This window comes from Streptomyces sp. NBC_00885 (assembly GCF_045207475.1).
In the GTDB taxonomy this organism is placed as follows: domain Bacteria; phylum Actinomycetota; class Actinomycetes; order Streptomycetales; family Streptomycetaceae; genus Streptomyces.
This window is the reverse complement of sequence record NZ_CP108796.1, coordinates 6,411,475-6,430,323: the sequence shown is the minus strand read 5'-3', so window position 1 is coordinate 6,430,323 and position 18,849 is coordinate 6,411,475. Positions and strand designations below refer to the sequence as shown.

Below are 18,849 nucleotides of genomic sequence, written 5' to 3'. Positions count from 1 at the left end.
CCGTCACTACGGGTCCGCCTACTGGTCGCGGTACATCTCCGCCACCAGGAAGGCCAGGTCCAGGGACTGGCTGCGGTTCAGCCGAGGGTCGCAGGCCGTCTCGTAGCGCTGGTGCAGATCGTCGACGAAGATCTCGTCGCCGCCTCCCACGCACTCGGTGACATCGTCACCGGTGAGCTCGACATGGATGCCGCCCGGGTGAGTGCCGAGGGCCTTGTGGACCTCGAAGAAGCCCTTGACCTCGTCGAGCACGTCGTCGAAGCGGCGGGTCTTGTGACCGGATGCCGCCTCGAAGGTGTTGCCGTGCATCGGGTCGGTCACCCAGGCCACCGTGGCACCGGAGGCCGTGACCTTCTCGACCAGCTCGGGGAGCTTGTCGCGGACCTTGTCGGCGCCCATACGGACGACGAAGGTCAGCCGGCCCGGCTCGCGGTCGGGGTCGAGCTTCTCGATGTACTGCAGCGCCTCGTCGACCGTGGTCGTCGGGCCGAGCTTCACACCGATCGGGTTGCGGATCCGCGAGGCGAACTCGATGTGCGCGCCGTCGAGCTGGCGGGTGCGCTCACCGATCCAGACCATGTGGCCGGAGGTGTTGTACAGCTGGCCGGTCCGCGAGTCGGTGCGGGTCAGCGAGCCCTCGTAGTCGAGCAGCAGCGCCTCGTGGGAGGAGTAGAACTCGACCGTGCGGAACTCCGCCGGGTCGGTGCCGCACGCCTTCATGAAGTTCAGCGCGTTGTCGATCTCCCGCGCGAGCTGCTCGTAGCGCTGCCCGGAGGGGGACGACTTCACGAAGTCCTGGTTCCAGGCGTGCACCTGGCGCAGGTCGGCGTAGCCGCCGGTGGTGAAGGCGCGCACCAGATTGAGCGTCGCCGCGGATGCGTTGTACATCCGCTTGAGGCGCTCGGGGTCCGGGATCCGTGCGGCCTCGGTGAAGTCGAAGCCGTTGACGGAGTCGCCCCGGTAGGTGGGCAGCGTCACGCCGTCGCGGGTCTCGGTCGGCTTGGAGCGCGGCTTGGAGTACTGGCCGGCGATACGGCCGACCTTGACCACGGGCACGGACGCGGCATAGGTGAGCACCGCGCCCATCTGCAGCAGGGTCTTGAGCTTGTTGCGGATGTGGTCGGCGGACACGGCGTCGAAGGCCTCGGCGCAGTCGCCGCCCTGGAGCAGGAACGCCTCGCCCTGGGCGACGGCTCCCATCCGGGCGCGCAGCTGGTCGCACTCGCCCGCGAAGACGAGCGGCGGATACGACTCGAGGTCCGCGACGACATCGCGCAGAGCCTCGGCATCGGGGTACTCGGGCTGCTGCGCCGCGGGCAGGTCTCGCCAGGTGTTGCCACCGACAGCGGTGGTCTTAGCGTTCACGGTCACCCTGACCACATTACGGGGTCGTGTCGGCCGTCCATTCCGCTGCTCAGTAAATGAGACGAACGCGTCCGGCCGCACAGTCGGGGAAACGGCATCGGGTAGGGTTCGGCGCATGTTCGCGCATTCGACTCAGAACTGGTGGTGGACCGCACATCCGGCGGCCCACTGACTGATCGCGCGCAACAGGATCGCGAAGGCCGCCCGAGGGGCGGCCTTCAGTGTTTCCCGGGTCCGGGGACAGCGGCCGTTCCTCCCACCCGGAAGGAACACACCGGATGCCCATCAGCCGACTGCTCGACGACGACTGCCCTCCCTTCGCCCTGCTGCGCAGGCGCACTCCCGGCCGCGACCACGACACCGTCGAGGTCCTGACCGGCGCGGTGCACCAGGCGGAGCGGCTCGCCGACATCCCCGCCGCCGACCGTCCCTCGCTCGCCCTGGTCCCGTTCCGCCAGATCAGGGAGCGGGGCTTCGACGTACGCGACGACGGGACGCCGCTGTCCGTGCTCGTGGCCGAGGAATCGTACGAACTCCCCCTCGCCGAGGCCCTGTCGCAGCTTCCCGCCCATGACGTACGGGTCGATGGCGGGGCCTTCGACGTCGGCGACGAGGAGTACGCGGGCATCGTCCGGCGCGTCATCGAGGACGAGATCGGCCGGGGCGAGGGCGCGAACTTCGTCATCCGCCGCACCTACACCGGCCGCATCCCCGGCTTCGGGCGAGCCGACGCGCTCGCCCTGTTCCGGCGGCTGCTCGACGGCGAGCGCGGTGCGTACTGGACCTTCGTCGTGCACACCGGCGAGCGCACCCTCGTCGGGGCCAGCCCCGAGGTCCATGTCCGGATGAGCGGAGGCACCGTCGTGATGAACCCCATCAGCGGCACCTTCCGCTATCCGCCCGAGGGCCCCACCCCGGAGGCACTCCTCCGCTTCCTGGAGGACCGCAAGGAGCGCGACGAGCTCTCGATGGTCGTCGACGAGGAGCTGAAGATGATGTGCACGGTCGGCGACATGGGCGGTGTCGTCGTCGGGCCCCGGCTCAAGGAGATGGCTCATCTCGCGCACACGGAGTACGAGTTGAGGGGCAGGAGCTCCCTCGACGTACGGGACGTGCTGCGGGAGACCATGTTCGCGGCGACGGTCACCGGCTCGCCCGTGCAGAACGCCTGCCGCGTCATCGAACGCCACGAGGTGGGCGGGCGCGGCTACTACGCGGGTGCGCTCGCGCTGATCGGCAGGGACGCGGGCGGGGCGCAGACCCTCGACTCCCCGATCCTGATCCGTACCGCCGACATCGACGCCGACGGGTCTCTGCGGGTGCCGGTCGGGGCCACGCTGGTGCGGCACTCCGACCCGGCGGGCGAGGTCGCCGAGACACATGCCAAGGCGGCGGGGGTGCTGGCCGCGCTGGGGGTTCGCCCGGGGCAGCCCCGCGAGGACGACGGGCGGCCGGGGCTCGCCGACGACCCCAGGGTGCGGGCCGCACTCGACGCCCGCCGCGCCGACCTCGCGCCCTTCTGGCTGCGGATGCAGGAGCGGTCCGCGCAGCTGTCGGGCCACGCCCTGGTCGTGGACGGCGAGGACACCTTCACCGCGATGCTGGCGCATCTGCTGCGATCCACGGGCCTGGAGGTGACCGTACGCCGGTACGACGAGCCGGGCCTGCGCGAGAGGGCGCTCGCGCACCAGGGGCCGGTGGTGCTGGGTCCGGGGCCGGGCGATCCCGGCGACGCCGCCGACCCGAAGATGCGCTTCCTGCGCGCGCTCGCCGGGGAGCTGATGCGCGATCACCGGCACGGGCTGCTCGGTGTCTGCCTCGGCCATGAGCTGATGGCCGCGGAGCTGGGCCTGGAGATCGTCCGGAAGGACACGCCGTACCAGGGGACGCAGGAGCGTATCGACTTCTTCGGGCGCGAGGAGACGGTGGGGTTCTACAACAGCTTTACGGCCCGATGCGATGACGCGGTGGCGGTGGAGCTGGGGGCGCGGGGGGTCGAGGTCGCGCGCGATGCGGTGTCGGCGGAGGTGCACGCGGTGCGGGGGGCGGGTGTTGCGGGGATCCAGTTCCACCCGGAGTCGGTGCTGACGCTGCGGGGGCCGGAGGTGGTGCGGGGGCTGGTCGCGTCGATGACGGGTGTGGGGCGGGGCTGATTTTTCCCCACCCCGCCCCTTCCCGAACTGGGGGCAAGCCCCCAGACCCCCGTACGGGCTTCGCGCGTGTCCTCAAACGCCGGACGGGCTGAAAAACTCAGCCCCGCCGGCGTTTGAGGCGCGGGGTCCGGGGCGGAGCCCCGGCGGCAAGCCTCAGCCGAAGAAGACCCCGACCTCCTCGTACAGCTTCGGGTCCACCGTCTTCAGCCTCGCCGTGGCCTCGGCAATCGGCACCCGCACAATGTCCGTGCCCTGCAGCGCCACCATCTTCCCGAAGTCCCCCTCCCGCACCGCGTCAATCGCGTGCAGCCCGAAGCGCGTGGCCAGCCAGCGGTCGAACGCGCTCGGGGTGCCGCCGCGCTGGACATGGCCGAGGACCGTGGTGCGGGCCTCCTTGCCCGTGCGCCTCTCGATCTCCTTGGCCAGCCACTCACCGACTCCGGAGAGCCGGACATGACCGAACGAGTCGAGCGAGCCGTCCTTGAGCACCGCCTCGCCGTCCTTGGGCATGGCTCCCTCGGCGACCACCACGATCGGTGCGTAGCTGGCCTTGAAACGCGAGGTCACCCAGGCGCAGACCTGGTCGACGTCGAAGCGCTGCTCGGGGATGAGGATGACGTTGGCGCCACCGGCGAGACCGGAGTGCAGGGCGATCCAGCCCGCGTGCCGCCCCATCACCTCCACCACCAGGACGCGCATATGGGATTCGGCGGTGGTGTGGAGCCGGTCGATCGCCTCGGTCGCGATGCCGACCGCGGTGTTGAAGCCGAAGGTGTAGTCCGTGGCGGACAGGTCGTTGTCGATGGTCTTGGGCACGCCGACGCAGTTGATGCCGTACTCGTCGTAGAGCCGCGCGGCCACACCGAGGGTGTCCTCGCCGCCGATCGCGATCAGCGCGTCCACCTCGTTCTTGGCAAGGTTGTCCTTGATACGGCGGATGCCGTTCTCCGCCTTGAGGGGGTTGGTGCGTGAAGAGCCGAGGATGGTGCCGCCGCGGGGCAGAATGCCGCGTACGGCCGGGATGTCGAGCGTAACCGTGTCGCCTTCGAGGGGGCCTCGCCAGCCGTCGCGATATCCGACGAACTCGTATCCGTACTCCTGCACGCCCTTGCGGACGACGCCACGGATGACCGCATTGAGCCCGGGGCAGTCGCCGCCCCCGGTCAGTACTCCGACGCGCATGGAAACTTCCCTTCGCCTGGTGAGCCGTATGACCGCCACGCTAATGGTGATCCAGGTCACTAAGGGATGGGGCGAAGGGTCAATTCCTCTTCGTCATGCGGCGGTTGACGCCCCACTTTCACCCGTACGAGTAGCGGCCGAAGGGCGGGAAGATCACGCGTCGTCCAGGCCGCGCTCGATCGCGTACCGCACGAGCTCCACGCGGTTGTGCAGCTGGAGCTTGCCGAGGGTGTTCTGGACGTGGTTCTGGACGGTGCGGTGGGAGATGACCAGACGCTCGGCGATCTGCTTGTACGAGAGCCCCTTGGCGACGAGCCTCAGCACCTCGGTCTCGCGCTCGGTCAGCTGCGGGGCCTTCGGCTCGTCCCCGCCGGAGGACGGCGCGGGCTCGGAGGCAAGCCGGCGGTACTCACCGAGCACCAGGCCCGCGAGGCCCGGCGTGAAGACCGGATCGCCGACGGCGGTGCGGCGCACCGCGTCCGTCAGCTCCTCCGTACTGGCCGACTTGAGCAGATAGCCCGTCGCACCGGACTTCACCGCCTCCAGGACGTCCGCGTGCTCACCGCTCGCGGAGAGCACCAGGACCCGCAGGCCGGGGTGGGAGCCGACGAGCTCCTTGCACACTTGGACACCGGGCATCCCGGGGAGGTTGAGGTCGAGGACGAGTACGTCGGGTGTGACGGCCCGGGCGCGGCGCACGGCCTGTGGGCCGTCACCGGCGGTCGCGACCACGTCGAACCCGGCCGCACCCAGATCCCGGGCGACGGCGTCCCGCCACATCGGGTGGTCGTCGACGACCATCACCCTGATCGTCTGCTGCTCCGTCATTTCTCTGCCTTCCCCCGTGGAACCTTCAACTCGACTTCTGTGCCCTGGCCCGGGACGGAGATCAGCTCCGCCGAACCGCCCAACTCCCGCAGCCGCCCGCGGATCGAGAGGGCGACTCCGAGCCTGCCCTCGCCCTCCGCCTGCGCCAGCCTGCCCTCCGGGATGCCCGGGCCGTCGTCCCGTACCGTCACGATCACCTCGTCCGGCCAGTCCTCGACCAGGATCCAGGCCTGGGCTTCCTGCCCCGCATGTCTGGTGACATTGTCCAGGGCGGCACTGACAGCGGCGGCCAGCTCCGCGGCCGCGGCGGCCGGAAGCAGGACGGGAGCGCCCGGCTCGGACAGCGTCACCTTCGACCCGGCGTGGCGGGCCAGCAGCGACCGAAGATCGTGGAGTTCGGGCCCGCCGGACGGCTCGTCGTCCACGTCGACCGTGCGGACCACCGCGCCCTGCGAGGCGTCCTGTGACGCGCGCATCGTGGGCACCAGACCGCTGGAGACCAGGGTGCGCAGCGCGACCTCCTGCTCCCCCGCCAGCCGGCCGAGCTCCGCGGCCTCGCCGCCCAGAGCCGTACCGCGTCGCTGCACCATCGCAAGCACCTGGAGCACGCTGTCGTGGATGTCGCGGGCGAGGCGCTCCCGCTCGCGGGTCGCCGCCTCGATCTCCATGGCGCGGGCGAGGGTGCGTTCGGAGGCGCGGGCGACCTCGACGACGTAGCCGATGGCGATGGAGGCGACCCAGACCAGCAGGACGTTGTGGAAGGTGTCCCGGCTGGGCTCGCCGCGCTCGATGATGTTGGCCACGGCGACGAAGGAGGAGGCGAAGCCCGCCCAGCGCCAGCCGCCCTTGAGGGCGAAGGCGAGGACGGAACCCGCGGTCCAAATCGTCGGCAGGGTGGGCCCGTCGACGTGCTGCGCCTGGAAGTCGGCGAGCGGGGTGAGAAGTATGCCGGTGAGCGCGATGGTGAGATCGGCGATCAGGAACCGCTTGGTGCAGCGGGTCGCGTTGGCCACCTTAGGCAGCGTGAGGAGCGTCCATAGGCTCATCACCGCGAGGAAGGCGATCGCGACCCAGGGGCGCTCGAACTTGTCGGGGATGAAGGCGAACAGCAGATCCGCGTAGATCATGGTCAGTACGCGGTATCCGGCGAGCGCACGCCACAGCGGCAGCTCGACCGACATCCGCACGACACGCTCGCGCTTGGCCATTTCCCCCACCCCGGGACGGACTGCTCGGCTACGCGGCCGGCCTGCCCGTCGTCTCTGCCGTGTCCGGCTTTTCCGCCTCGGCTGCTTTCTCTGCCTTCTCCGCTGCCTTCGCGGCCGCCTTTTCGGCCTTCTCCGCCTCCGCGATCTGACGCTTCGCGGCGGTCGCGTAGATGTCGACGTACTCCTGGCCCGAGAGCTTCATGATCTCGTACATGACCTCGTCGGTCACCGAGCGCAGGATGAAGCGGTCGTGCTCCATGCCCTGGTAGCGGCTGAAGTCGAGCGGCTTGCCGATCCGGATCCCCGGGCGCATCAGCTTGGGGACCACCTTGCCGGGCGGCTGGATCTTCTCGGTGTCGATCATCGCGACCGGGATGACCGGAGCGCCCGTCGCGAGCGCCACGCGCGCGAGGCCGCCGGGCTTGCCGCGGTAGAGACGGCCGTCCGGGGAGCGGGTGCCCTCCGGGTAGATGCCGAACAGCCCGCCGCCCTCGATGACGTCGATACCGGCCTTTATCGCCGCCTCGCCCGCGCCGCGGGCGCCCGAGCGGTCCACCGGGAGCTGGCCGACGCCCTTGAAGAAGGCGGCGGTGAGCCTGCCCTTCACCCCGGGCGAGGTGAAGTACTCCGCCTTGGCGATGAAAGTGACCTTGCGGTCGAGCACCGCGGGGAGGAAGAAGGAGTCCGAGAAGGACAGATGGTTGCTTGCGAGGATCGCCGGTCCGTCGGCGGGAATGTTCTCCAGTCCCTCCACCCAGGGCCTGAAGGCAAGCTTCAGCGAGCCTCCGATGGAGAACTTCATTGCGCCGTAGATCAACTCTGGTGCCTCCTGTGTGCTGTCGAACAGACCTTAACCCGAGGCGGGCCAGGGATCCCTGTGCTGGGGGGCCTACGGACCTGGTCGGTGTCAGTCCGGTCGCGTACGGTGAAGTACACCTTCACGACACTGACGCTGTGCCTGACCGGGGCCTGCCACATCAGCGGCCATGCCGCGGGCCCCGAACCCCGAAAGGAGACCCCGGTGCCGGTCCTTCCTGGAGCTGAGCCCTTCCGTCATGAGGGCGGCGAGGTCGGCGTCCTTCTCTGTCACGGATTCACCGGTTCCCCGCAGTCGCTGCGGCCCTGGGCCGAGTATCTGGCGGAGCGCGGCCTTACCGTGTCCCTGCCGCTGCTGCCCGGGCACGGCACGCGCTGGCAGGACATGCAGGTCACCGGCTGGCAGGACTGGTACGCCGAGGTGGACCGCGAGCTGCGGGTGCTGCTGGAGCGCTGCAGCCAGGTCTTCGTCTTCGGGCTCTCCATGGGCGGCGCGCTGACACTGCGTCTGGCCGCGAAGCACGGCGACTCGGTCAGCGGCATCGTCGTGGTCAACCCGGCGAACAAGGTCCACGGCCTCTCCGCACACGCCCTGCCGGTCATGCGGCACCTGGTGTCCACGACCAAGGGACTGACGAGCGACATCGCCAAGGAAGGCTCGGTGGAGGTCGGATACGACCGGGTGCCGCTGCACGCCGCGCACTCCCTGAGGAACTTCTTCCGGCTGGTCGACGGCGAGCTGCCGCAGGTCACACAGCCGATGCTGCTGCTGCACAGCCCGCAGGACCATGTGGTCCCGCCGGTCGACTCGGCCCGCATCCTCAGCCGGGTCTCCTCGACCGACGTCACGGAGATCCTGCTGGAACAGAGCTACCACGTGGCGACGTTGGACCACGATGCGGAGCGGATTTTCGACGAGAGTTACGCGTTCATCGGCCGCCTCGCTCCGAGTGTCGGGAAGAAGGGGAGCACCACCGGTGGCTGAGCAGCACGACGCGGACCGCGAGCCGCAGCCGATCGACGAGGAGGCCGCCTGGGCGGCCATCGTCGCGGGGTACGGCGAGGAGCCGGCCGACCCGCCGGGTGCCAAGCCGTTCAAGTCGGTGGACGACCTCGCCCTGCTGGAGGGCGATCTGAACGAGACGCCGAAGCGCGCCCCGAAGGAGCGCGCTGCCGAGCCCGAGTCGGAGCCCGACGCGGACGACGCCGGCGACGCGGACGGGGACGCGAACCGGCCGGCGCTGGGTAGTTCCATCACCTTCGCGCCGGGCGTCGGCGGCCCGCGCGACTACCAGGTGGCCGAGCCCCAGGAGGAGGACCTCGACGACGGCGACGAGGGTCACTTCGTACCGCCGGAGCCGCCGCCGCTGCCGGAGGCCGATGTCACGGCCAGGTTCGCCTGGCTCGCTGTCGTCGGCGGCCCGGTGCTGATGCTGATCGCGGTGCTGCTGCAGTGGGACATGACATGGTGGCTGACCACGCTGTGCGTCGGCGGTTTCCTGGGCGGCTTCGCCACCCTGGTGGCGCGGATGTCGCACGGCGACGACGAGGACGACGACGACCCGGGCCGCGGCGCGGTGGTGTAGCCGCTCAGGCCTTTCAGGTCCCCGGGACCCGCAGCGCGGCCAGCACCGGAAGGTGGTCCGTCGCCGCGCGCAGGTCGGCCTCGGTGATCCCCGGGAGGCCGAGCGGCACACCGCATCCCAGCACCTCGACGCCCCGGGTGGCGAAGATCGCGTCGATCCGCTGGTGCGGGTCGTCCGGCGTCGAGGTGTACTCACCGCCCCAGGGCGCGAGAGCCCAGCAGTCCTGAAGCGAATCCGCGAGCCTGCGGAAGCTGCGGCCTGTGGGCCGCTCGTTGATATCGCCCGCCGCGATCGCGTACGGCACGTCCATCGCGTTGAGCCGGTCCAGCAGCATCCCGGCCTGTGCGTAGCGCTCGTCGCTCCGCAGGCTCAGATGACAGCTGAGCAGTCCGATCCGGGCGCCCCCGATCCGTACGACGGCGGTGGCGAAGCCGCGCCGGTGCAGTCCGGGGGTGAGCGGCAGCAGCACGTCCTGCGTGCGCTCCACCGTCGCGCGCAGCGAGCAGAGCAGGAGCGGCCCGGTGGCGGTCGCGCCGCCCGTCAGGACCACGAGCTCGCTCTTGGCAGCGAGCCGGGCGGCGTGTTTGCGCCAGCGGAAGAAGCGCGGGGCCTCCTGGACGAAGACCAGGTCGGGCCGGCAGGCGCGGATCACCCGGGCCAGCGCGTCCTCGTCGTCACGCAAAGAGCGGATGTTGTAGCTGAGCACCCGGATCACTGCCGAACCGTCCGGCTCGGTGCGGGAGTTGGGCAGCGGGCTCGTCGTCGCCATGGCGATCAAGATACGACAGCGCCCGCCGCTCCCCCATGGGGCGCGACGGGCGACTGCGCGAACACGGCTCGCGGCTGACGGCTTCCCGTCGAATACCGCAACCATCAATTGAGCAACCCCGACGGCGAACAACCGGCTCCGCGAGAGCGGCGCCGGTTTAGGCGCAAAGGGGGCCTCAGCCCTGGCGCGCCAGGTCCGCCGCGCCCACCAGGCCCGCCTTGCCGCCCAGTTGAGCAGCGAGCACCTGGGCGTGCGGACGCCACTGGCCGCCGATCAGCCAGCGGCGGAAGGAGTTGCGGATCGGGTCGAGGACCAGCTCGCCCTCGTCCGAGACACCGCCGCCCACGATGAACGCGGACGGGTCGAAGAGCGAGGCGAGATCGGCCAGACCGGCGCCTGCCCAGCGGGCCAGCTCGCGGAAGGAGTCGATCGCGACCGGGTCGCCCTGGCGGGCGGCGGCGCTGATGTGCTTGCCGTCGATGCCCGCGACCGTGCCGTCGCCGAGGCCGAGGAGCACCGTCGCGTTCTCGGGGGTGGCGTTGGCGCGCTGCTTGGCGTACCTCACGAGGGCGCGCCCGGAGGCGTACTGCTCCCAGCAGCCCTGGCTTCCGCAGCCGCACAGCAGACCGTCCGGGACCACCCGGATGTGGCCGAACTCCGCCGCAACGCCGAAGCGTCCGCGGCGCAGCTTGTTGCCGATGATGATGCCGCCGCCGAGCCCGGTGCCGAGGGTGATGCAGATGACGTCCTCGTGCCCCTGGCCGGCCCCGAAGCGGTACTCGCCCCAGGCGGCCGCGTTCGCGTCGTTCTCGACGACCACCGGGAGGCCGACGCGCTGCTCGACCTTGTCCTTCAGCGGCTCGTGGCGCCATTGGATGTTCGGAGCGAACAGGACGGTGGCGCGCTTGTCGTCGACGTATCCCGCGGCGCCGATGCCCACCGCCTCGATGTCGTGCCCCTCGCCGGCCCCGGCCACGGCGGAGCAGATCGCGTCGACAATGCCCTCGGGGGTCGACGGGGTGGGCACGGTGTACGTCTCGAGAATGGTGCCCTCTTCGTCGACCACGCCGGCCGCGATCTTGGTGCCGCCGATGTCGACGCCGATGGTGAGTCCCATGTGTCCCTCAGTTTTCGGTCGAGCCCCGCTACGGCCAACCGTACCCGAGGGCGGGCACCGCCCGGCTCAGTCCAGGTCGATGTGCTCGCTCGCCCCGGGGCCCTCGTCGCGGGGGTCCGTGGCGTCCCCGGAGATGTCCGGATCCGGGGTCCGCTCCTGGGTCCAGCGTCGCTCATGGCCCTCGACTGCGGATCGATAGGCGGCGAGCAGTTCGCTGCCTGCCGCCGCGAGGTGGTCGAAGATCTCCGGATTGCGCTCGATGACCGGCTCGACCGCGGACTTCGCCTGGCTGACCAGCTGCTGTACGGCGCTCTGCGCGGCGATGCCGGGCAGCGACGTCTGGAAGGTGGAGACCTTCTCGGCGACGACGTCGAGGAGCTTGCGCAGCTCCTCGGCGGCGGAGGCCGGCGGCGTGCCGTACTGGGTGCGGCGGCGGGCCTTCTCGGCCTCGAGATCCTCGGCGCAGGCCTTGGCCCAGGCGTCGTCGTCGACGGCGGGACGCTCGGTGGCATCGCTCATGGCGTACTCCTGCGGAAGGACGGGCGGAACGGAGGGTTCGTACGCTCGACGTTACCCGAATGGAGGCAGGGCCTTCATCGGGCGCGGGGCCACAGCTCGGGGTCCGGCGTGAAGCGGACCCGCAGCGCGCCGTCCGTGAGTCCGGCGCCGGACACCGTGCAGCGGCGCAGCACGGAGTGCAGCGGAACGATCCTGCGGAAGGGCCCCACGGTGACCAGGAGTTCATCCCCGCGGCGTACCAGCGAGACGTCCTCCTTCACGGCGCCGGGCAGCGGAAGGTGCCAGACGTAGAGCGGGCCCTCGCCGTCGTCGCCCGCGCCGCCCGGGAACTCGACCCGCCAGGGGTCGTCCCTGCGCTGCCCCGGATCCGGGGCCGGCTCGACGGCGAGTCCGCCGTCCTCGAGGAGAGCGCCGAGGTCGTCGAGGCCGCGCGGGTCCCGGCCGAGGTGGCGCACCTCGCGAAGCGGGATTCCGGGGGCCCACTGCGCGTACCACTCGCCCAGGTGCTTCTCCTGCTGCGCGCAGAGCGTGGCGAGCCAGGCGTCCGGGGACTGCCTCGGCAGGATCCGGTTCGGTACGAGGGTGTCGACGTCCAGTCCGTGCAGCGCGAGTCCCGGGCGGGCGGTTCGCAGGACGTCCGCGGCCGCGGGTGAGGGCTCGGCGACGACGCGCAGGGTCGTCCCGCGGGCTTCGATCACCGTCTGCACACCGGCCAGTTCGGTGTCCCAGCGATCGGCGGTCGCGTACAGCCACTGCGCGGGCATCGGTACGCCCGCCAGCTGGGCGAGCATCGGGCGCAGCGCCCGTGCGGCCTGCCGCTCCACCGGCAGCAGCCGGCGCAGATAGCGGCGCAGCTGCTCGGGCAGGGCGAGCGCGGCGATGGTCTCGCGCAGCGGCGGCATGTCGACGACGAGCACGTCCCAGTCGCCGCGCGAGGCGACGGTCAGTGCGCGCAGCAGCGCGAACTGCTCGCTGCCGGGGAGCTCGGTCAGCTCCTCGTCCTCCAGCGGCCTCGCGCCCAGCAGGTCGAGCGCGCCGGAGCTTCGCTCCTGAAGAGCCATGAACTCCGCGCGGAATGCGGCGCCCGCCTCGATACGGGCGGCCCACAGCCCGCCGGTGACCTCGGCCGGTTCGCCGAGGCTGCCGGTGACGGGCGCTGCGAGGATGTCGCCCGGCTCGGCGGAGAGGAACAGCGTGCGCTTGCCGCTCCGGGCGGCGCAGAGCGCGGTGGCGGCGGCGACGGTGGTACGGCCCGCGCCGCCGAGGCCGGTGACGAGGACCGTGCGCATCAGGCGGTCGGACCGCTCTCGACGCGCTTCTTCAGACCGGCAAGGGCGCGGTCGATGATGACCTTCTCGGCCTTGCGCTTGATCATGCCGAGCATCGGGATCTTGACGTCGACGGTCAGCTGGTAGGTGACCTCGGTACGGTCACCGCCGCCGACCGCTGCCAGGGTGTACGAGCCGTCGATGGCGCGCAGCATCTGGGACTTGACCAGCGTCCAGCTGACCTCGTTGTCGCCGTTCCAGGTGTACGCGAGGGTGTGGTCGTCCTTGATCGCTCCGGCGTCCAGCACGAGGCGGACCTGCTCGGCGCGGCCCTTGGCGTCGGTGGCGAGCACCTCGGCCTCCTTCACCTCACCCGTCCACTCCGGGTAGCGGGCGAAGTCGGAGATCACGCCCATCACGTCGGCCGGCGCCGCCTCGATCGTGATGCTCGAGCTGGTGTGTTCCGCCATCGCTGCGGCTCCTCACAGTGCGGTACGACCGGGGGTGGTGTGGTGTGCAGGCTACCGCGACCGGACTGGTCACCGGCGCGGGGCCCGGTCTCACCACTGCAGCGCCCACGGCCGGCCGCTGGAGGCGAAATGCCCGACGTTGACGCATTCCGTGGCGCCGATGCGCATCCGGTCCACGAGCGGCTGGTGGATGTGGCCGAACAGGGCGTAGCGGGGGCGGGTGCGGCGGATCGCGTCGAGCAGCGCGTGGCTGCCGCGTTCGAAGCGGCGCGCGACCGTGTCGTAGGTCAGCTCGGGGACCTCCGGCGGGATGTGCGAGCAGAGCACGTCGACCTCGCCGATCGCCTCGATCTTGGCTGCGTACTCCTCGTCGGAGATCTCGTAGGGGGTGCGCATCGGGGTGCGCAGTCCGCCGCCCACGAAGCCGAAGGTCCGGCCGCCGATCTCGACGCGCTCTCCGTCGAGGACGGTGGTGCCCGGGCGCGCGTACTCCGGCCAGAGGCCAGGAATGTCGACATTGCCGTAGGTGGCGTACGTCGGGGTGGGGAAGGCCGCGAACAACTCGGCGTATTGGCGTCGAACGGCCGACTCGATGGCGCTGTCCCGGTCCTGCCGCAGTTCGCCCCAGAGCCTGCGGCCCAGGTCGCGGGCCTCGTCGAAGCGGCGGGCGGTGCGCAGTTCCACGATCAGATCGGCGTTCTCGACACCGAAGAGGTCGGGGAAGATGCCGCGCGAGTGGTCGGCGTAATCGAGGAAGAGCACGAGGTCACCGAGGCAGATGAGGGCATCCGCGCCGTCCCCCGCCCGGGCGAGATCCTTGGCGTTGCCGTGCACGTCACTGACCACGTTGACTCGCATGCCTCGCATGACGATCACCCTAGGACGGCCCTGTCACGGCTGGGTAGTGGGGGCGGGCAGGCCGTTCTTCCGAGTCACGACAGGTGTGGACTACGCTCGCGGAGCGATGCCATAAGCGATGCCATACGCGTGTGACGCAGGGAACATCTGGCCGGAACCCCCTATCCGGAACCGAGTACTGGTGGGTAACGTCCGGGCAGTCCAGTCGTGCTCACCCCCAATGAGCACCTGCCCGATCTTGGACCGCAGCCGGTGCATCACACAGAGCCGTGGCGCCGGAGCCCGATGAGGAGCAGCAGTCTTGCGCGAGTTCAGCCTTCCGGCCCTGTACGAGGTCCCCTCAGACGGCAATCTGACGGATCTCATCCGCCGCAATGCCGCAATGCACCCCGATGTCGCGGTGATGGGGAGAAAGGTGGCAGGCGCCTGGACGGACGTCACCGCCACCCAGTTCCTCGTCGAGGTACGCGCCGCCGCCAAGGGCCTGATCGCCGCCGGCGTACGGCCCGGTGAACGGGTCGCCCTGATGTCCCCCACCCGCTACGAGTGGGTGCAGCTGGACTTCGCGATCTGGAGCGCGGGCGCCGTCACCGTCCCTGTGTACGAGACCAGCTCGGCCGAGCAGGTCCAGTGGATCCTCGGTGACTCGGGTGCGGTCGCGGTGGTCGTCGAGAGCGACGCGCATGCCGCAGCCGTCGAGTCCGTACGCGACCGGCTGCCCGGCCTGCGGCACATCTGGCAGATCGAGCAGGGCGCGATCGAGGAACTGACCGCCGCGGGCGCCGAGGTCGGCGACGAGACGGTCGACGAGCGCAGCGCGAGCGCCAAGGCGGACGACCCGGCGACGATCGTCTACACCTCCGGCACCACCGGCCGCCCCAAGGGCTGTGTGCTCACCCACCGCAGCTTCTTCGCGGAGTGTGGAAACCTGGTCGAACGCCTGAGGCCCCTGTTCCGTACGGGCGACAGCTCGGTGCTGCTCTTCCTCCCGGCCGCGCACGTCTTCGGCCGCATGGTCGAAGTCGCGGCCGTGATGGCGCCCATCAAGCTCGGCTGTGTGTCGGACATCAAGAACCTCACCGACGAACTGGCTTCCTTCCGGCCGACGTTGCTCCTCGGTGTGCCGCGCGTCTTCGAGAAGGTCTACAACTCGGCGCGGGCCAAGGCCCGGGCGGACGGCAAGGGCAAGATCTTCGACAAGGCCGCGGACACGGCCATCGCCTACAGCCGTGCACTGGCCACTCCCGAGGGCCCCTCGATCGGTCTCAAGTTCAAGCACAAGGTCTTCGACCGGCTCGTCTACAGCAAGCTGCGCGCGGTCCTCGGCGGACGCTGCGAGTACGCGATCTCCGGCGGGGCGCCGCTGGGCGAGCGCCTCGGCCACTTCTACCGCGGCATCGGCTTCACGGTCCTGGAGGGCTACGGCCTGACCGAGTCGTGCGCGGCCACCGCGTTCAGCCCGTGGGACCGGCAGAAGATCGGCACGGTGGGACAGCCGCTGCCGGGCTCGGTCGTGCGGATCGCGGACGACGGCGAGATCCTGCTGCACGGCGAGCACATCTTCAAGGGCTACTGGAACAACGAGGCGGCGACCGCCGAGGCGCTGACCGACGGCTGGTTCCACACCGGCGACATCGGCACCCTGGACGAGGACGGCTACCTCGCGATCACCGGCCGCAAGAAGGAGATCCTGGTCACCGCGGGCGGCAAGAACGTCGCTCCCGCCGTGATCGAGGACCGCATCCGCGCGCACGCCCTGGTCGCGGAGTGCATGGTCGTGGGCGACGGGCGGCCCTTCGTGGGCGCGCTGGTCACCATCGACGAGGAGTTCCTCGGGCGTTGGGCCTCGGACCACGGCAAGCCGGCCGGTTCGACGCCGGCGTCGCTGCTCCAGGACGCCGATCTGCTGGCGGAGGTCCAGCGGGCGGTGGACGACGGCAACGCGGCCGTGTCCAAGGCGGAATCGGTGCGGAAGTTCCGCATTCTCCCCGCCCAGTTCACCGAGGAGGCGGGCCACATCACGCCGTCGCTGAAGCTGAAGCGCAATGTGGTGGCGAAGGACTTCGCCGACGAGATCGAGGCGATCTACCGCGCCTGACCGGTCCCTCGGGTCCGCTCGGTCTCTCGGGTCCTCGGTGACGAACGGATTGCATCCGGTCGCGCCGGGGACCCGCGCCGTCGGCCCGTTCCCCGCCTCACAGAAGCGTCCGCAGCTTTTCCGCCAGCAGGTCCCAGCGCCACTTCTCCTCGACCCACGCCCGGCCGCGCTCCCCCATCCGCCGCCGCAGCTCGGGATCTTCGAGCAGCGCCACGATCCGCTCGGCCGACTCCTCGGCCGAGCCGCCGCGGACGACCCAGCCCGTCTCTCCGTCGAGTACGGCGTCGGGGGCGCCGCCCGAGTCGCCCGCGACCACCGGAAGACCGGTCGCGGACGCCTCCAGATACACGATTCCGAGGCCCTCGACATCGAGGCCGCCCCGGCGGGTGCGGCAGGGCATGGCGAAGACGTCGCCAGCGCCGAAGTGCGCCGGCAGTTCCGCCCAGGGGACTGCGCCGGTGAAGCGCACGGAACCCTCGACCCCGGTCTCGGCCGCGAGACCCCTCAGCTCGTTCTCGTACGGGCCACCGCCCACGACCAGCAGCACGGCGTCCGGCACCTTCGCCAGGATGGCGGGCATCGCTCGGATCAGGGTGTCCTGCCCCTTGCGCGGCACCAGCCGCGAGACGCACACCACGACCGGACGGCTGCTCAGCCCGAGGCGGGCGCGGACCACGTCGCCGCCGGAGCCGGGGTGGAACGTCTTCTCGTCGACGCCGGGCGGGAGTTGGACCATGCGTCCGGCCGCCTCGGGCGTCAGCGCCGCGGCGATGCGTGAGCGGGTGTACTCACCGAGATAGGTGATCGTGTCCGTGCCCTCGCCGATGCGGCGCAGCAGCTGCCGGGACACGGGCAGTTGCGCCCAGCCCGCCTCGTGGCCGTGCGTGGTGGCCACCAGCCGCCGCGCGCCCGCCTTGCGCAGAGCCGGAGCCATCAGCCCGAGCGGGGCGGCGGCGCCGAACCACACCGACTGACAGCCGTGCTCGCGCAGCAGCAGGGTCGCCCTTCGGGTGACGCGCGGAGTCGGAAGCAGCATGGTCGTCCGGTCGCGTACGACCGTGAAGGGCTGCTCGGCGTCGAAGGCCGCCGTCGCCTCGTGGCCCTCGTGTCCGCGCTTCCAGGTGGAGGCGTAGACGACGAGCTGTTCCGGGTCCAGGCGCAGCGCCATGTTGTGCAGGAACGCCTGGATGCCGCCGGGCCTGGGCGGGAAGTCGTTGGTCACGATCAAGGTCTTGTGCATCGCCGCCGACAGTACCGAACGGCCCTGCCTCACCGCTCCCGAGCCGCCTCGCCCGGCATCATGGGCACCCATAAATCGGTACGAATGGGATGGGGTGCTCATGGCCGGCGTCGCCAGCGGGAGCGACAGCGCGAGCGGTGGCGGCAGGCGCCTTCCCCTCGTGGTGTGGATCCTCACCAGGAGCGCGCTGATGCTCTGCGTCCTCAAGGTCGTCGCCTTCCCGGGCCCCGATGTCACCACCGATGTCTCGGGGATCTACCAGGGCTGGTACGAGGTCCTGAAGACCGGCATCTTCCCCATGGACGACGTCACCTGGCAGTACCCGCCCGCCGCCGCGCTCGCGATCCTCTCCCCCGCCGTGCTGCCCTTCCTCGGCTATGCCAGCGCCTTCTTCGTCCTCGCCCTGCTCTGCGACGCGCTGGTCCTCTCCCTGCTGCTGTACGCGGGCGGGCGGCCGGGCAAGTCCCAGCGCGGCAGCTGGGTCTGGGTGGCCGGTGTGGCGCTGCTCGGCCCCACCGCGTACGCCCGCTACGACCTGATGGTCACGGCCGTCGCCGTCATCGCCCTCCTCGCCGGGGCGCGCCGTCCACGCTGCCTGGGCACTCTGGCGGCCTTCGGTGCGCTGCTGAAGGTCTGGCCACTGCTGGTGCTCGCGGGCACCCCGCGCGGCCGGGCGACCAGACGCTCCTGGGCCACCGCGGCGGGCACGGCGGCCGCCCTGATGCTGCTGTTCGTCTCGGCGATGCCGGGCGCGCTGGCCTTCGTCACCTTCCAGCGCGAGCGCGGCACGGAGATCGAGTCGCTGGGCGCGCTGGCCTTCCATGTGGCCCGGCACCACGGATGGGACGGCCAGGTTCTGCTGAACTACGGCTCGGTGGAGTTCATCGGCCCCCACGTCTCGCTGGTCTCCGCAGTCGCGCTCGCACTCACCGCCATCGCGCTCGCCTGGCTGCTGCTGTGGCGGCTGCGCGCGAAGAAGTTCGCGCCGAGCACCCCGTGCGACGCGGCCTTCACCGCCGTACTGCTGTTCACCACGACGAGCCGGGTGATCAGCCCCCAGTACCTGATCTGGCTGGTCGGTCTGGCCGCCGCCGCGCTGATCTTCCGGCGCAGCCGGATGGGGCTGCCCGCCTGGCTGGTGCTGGCGGCGGCGGGTGTCACGCTGCTGGAGTTCCCCGTCTGGTTCGCGCGTGTGGTGGCGAGCGACCCGCTGGGCGTGGCGCTGCTGGCCGTACGCAACGGGCTGCTGGTCGCGGCGACGCTGACGGCATGCCTGCGGCTGTGGCGCCAGACGGTCACCGAGCCGCGCCGCCGCAAGCTGCTGCCCGCTCAGTCGACCCGCGACAACGCGCTGACGGCCTCCTGATTCCCC

General features: G+C 70.8%; 18 protein-coding genes. 6 read left to right on the top strand and 12 right to left on the bottom strand.

Annotated features, from left to right (window positions below; all coding sequences use genetic code 11):
- Positions 1 to 18: 18 nt before the first annotated feature.
- A complete protein-coding gene (locus OHA61_RS29120) occupies positions 19 to 1,371 on the bottom strand; it encodes a class II 3-deoxy-7-phosphoheptulonate synthase (protein ID WP_406305524.1) in 1,353 nt (450 codons plus the stop codon).
- A gap of 109 nt (positions 1,372 to 1,480) precedes the next feature.
- On the opposite strand from OHA61_RS29120, the gene OHA61_RS29115 reads away from it, so the two are divergent.
- Positions 1,481 to 1,537, top strand: a complete 57-nt coding sequence (locus tag OHA61_RS29115; protein WP_071528813.1) for a trp operon leader peptide — start codon at positions 1,481 to 1,483, stop codon at positions 1,535 to 1,537.
- Between the two features lie 106 nt (positions 1,538 to 1,643).
- Complete coding sequence (locus tag OHA61_RS29110; protein ID WP_406305523.1) at positions 1,644 to 3,518, top strand: anthranilate synthase family protein; 1,875 nt, start codon at positions 1,644 to 1,646, stop codon at positions 3,516 to 3,518.
- A 153-nt stretch (positions 3,519 to 3,671) separates the two neighbouring features.
- Here OHA61_RS29110 and OHA61_RS29105 read toward each other — a convergent pair whose 3' ends face one another.
- The 4 genes from OHA61_RS29105 to OHA61_RS29090 form a co-directional block, all read right to left on the bottom strand.
- Positions 3,672 to 4,700, bottom strand: a complete 1,029-nt coding sequence (locus OHA61_RS29105; RefSeq protein WP_406305522.1) for a 6-phosphofructokinase — start codon at positions 4,698 to 4,700, stop codon at positions 3,672 to 3,674.
- Between the two features lie 153 nt (positions 4,701 to 4,853).
- The gene (locus OHA61_RS29100) at positions 4,854 to 5,528 is read right to left on the bottom strand and encodes a response regulator transcription factor (protein ID WP_266477318.1); all 675 of its coding nucleotides are present in this window, start codon (positions 5,526 to 5,528) and stop codon (positions 4,854 to 4,856) included.
- Positions 5,525 to 6,736 carry a MacS family sensor histidine kinase gene (macS, locus tag OHA61_RS29095; RefSeq protein WP_406305521.1) on the bottom strand — a complete coding sequence of 404 codons (1,212 nt, stop codon included), beginning with the start codon at positions 6,734 to 6,736 and terminating at the stop codon, positions 5,525 to 5,527. Before macS ends, OHA61_RS29100 begins: the two co-directional genes overlap by 4 nt.
- Positions 6,737 to 6,764: 28 nt before the next feature.
- The gene (locus tag OHA61_RS29090; protein WP_361908450.1) at positions 6,765 to 7,538 is read right to left on the bottom strand and encodes a lysophospholipid acyltransferase family protein; all 774 of its coding nucleotides are present in this window, start codon (positions 7,536 to 7,538) and stop codon (positions 6,765 to 6,767) included.
- Positions 7,539 to 7,757: 219 nt separating this feature from the next.
- On the opposite strand from OHA61_RS29090, the gene OHA61_RS29085 reads away from it, so the two are divergent.
- Complete coding sequence (locus OHA61_RS29085) at positions 7,758 to 8,537, top strand: alpha/beta hydrolase (RefSeq protein WP_406307517.1); 780 nt, start codon at positions 7,758 to 7,760, stop codon at positions 8,535 to 8,537.
- A complete protein-coding gene (locus OHA61_RS29080; protein WP_324973914.1) occupies positions 8,530 to 9,138 on the top strand; it encodes a hypothetical protein in 609 nt (202 codons plus the stop codon). The genes OHA61_RS29085 and OHA61_RS29080 overlap by 8 nt, the downstream gene beginning before the upstream one ends.
- Before the next feature lie 13 nt (positions 9,139 to 9,151).
- Here OHA61_RS29080 and OHA61_RS29075 read toward each other — a convergent pair whose 3' ends face one another.
- The 6 genes from OHA61_RS29075 to OHA61_RS29050 all read right to left on the bottom strand — a co-directional run bounded on the left by OHA61_RS29075 (position 9,152) and on the right by OHA61_RS29050 (position 14,127).
- Positions 9,152 to 9,907: an endonuclease/exonuclease/phosphatase family protein gene (locus tag OHA61_RS29075; protein ID WP_406305520.1), complete on the bottom strand. Its 756-nt coding sequence runs from the start codon at positions 9,905 to 9,907 to the stop codon at positions 9,152 to 9,154.
- Between the two features lie 175 nt (positions 9,908 to 10,082).
- Complete coding sequence (locus OHA61_RS29070; protein ID WP_324973909.1) at positions 10,083 to 11,024, bottom strand: ROK family glucokinase; 942 nt, start codon at positions 11,022 to 11,024, stop codon at positions 10,083 to 10,085.
- A gap of 66 nt (positions 11,025 to 11,090) precedes the next feature.
- The gene (locus OHA61_RS29065; protein ID WP_324973906.1) at positions 11,091 to 11,543 is read right to left on the bottom strand and encodes a DUF5304 domain-containing protein; all 453 of its coding nucleotides are present in this window, start codon (positions 11,541 to 11,543) and stop codon (positions 11,091 to 11,093) included.
- 74 nt (positions 11,544 to 11,617) lie between these two features.
- Entirely contained in the window at positions 11,618 to 12,832 is a 1,215-nt protein-coding gene (locus tag OHA61_RS29060) for an ArsA-related P-loop ATPase (protein WP_361908363.1), read from the bottom strand.
- On the bottom strand, positions 12,832 to 13,281 hold the full coding sequence (locus OHA61_RS29055; RefSeq protein ID WP_324973900.1) for an SRPBCC family protein: 450 nt from the start codon (positions 13,279 to 13,281) through the stop codon (positions 12,832 to 12,834). The genes OHA61_RS29060 and OHA61_RS29055 overlap by 1 nt, the downstream gene beginning before the upstream one ends.
- 90 nt (positions 13,282 to 13,371) lie before the next feature.
- On the bottom strand, positions 13,372 to 14,127 hold the full coding sequence (locus OHA61_RS29050) for a metallophosphoesterase (protein WP_406307515.1): 756 nt from the start codon (positions 14,125 to 14,127) through the stop codon (positions 13,372 to 13,374).
- A 313-nt stretch (positions 14,128 to 14,440) separates the two neighbouring features.
- Between OHA61_RS29050 and OHA61_RS29045 the strand changes: the two genes are divergently transcribed.
- Positions 14,441 to 16,237, top strand: coding sequence for an AMP-dependent synthetase/ligase (locus tag OHA61_RS29045; protein WP_406305519.1), 1,797 nt, complete (start codon positions 14,441 to 14,443; stop codon positions 16,235 to 16,237).
- A gap of 97 nt (positions 16,238 to 16,334) precedes the next feature.
- On the opposite strand, the gene OHA61_RS29040 is transcribed toward OHA61_RS29045, so the two are convergent.
- Entirely contained in the window at positions 16,335 to 17,477 is a 1,143-nt protein-coding gene (locus OHA61_RS29040; protein WP_406305518.1) for a glycosyltransferase family 4 protein, read from the bottom strand.
- A 100-nt stretch (positions 17,478 to 17,577) separates the two neighbouring features.
- On the opposite strand from OHA61_RS29040, the gene OHA61_RS29035 reads away from it, so the two are divergent.
- The gene (locus tag OHA61_RS29035; protein WP_406305517.1) at positions 17,578 to 18,843 is read left to right on the top strand and encodes a glycosyltransferase 87 family protein; all 1,266 of its coding nucleotides are present in this window, start codon (positions 17,578 to 17,580) and stop codon (positions 18,841 to 18,843) included.
- Positions 18,844 to 18,849: the final 6 nt, after the last annotated feature.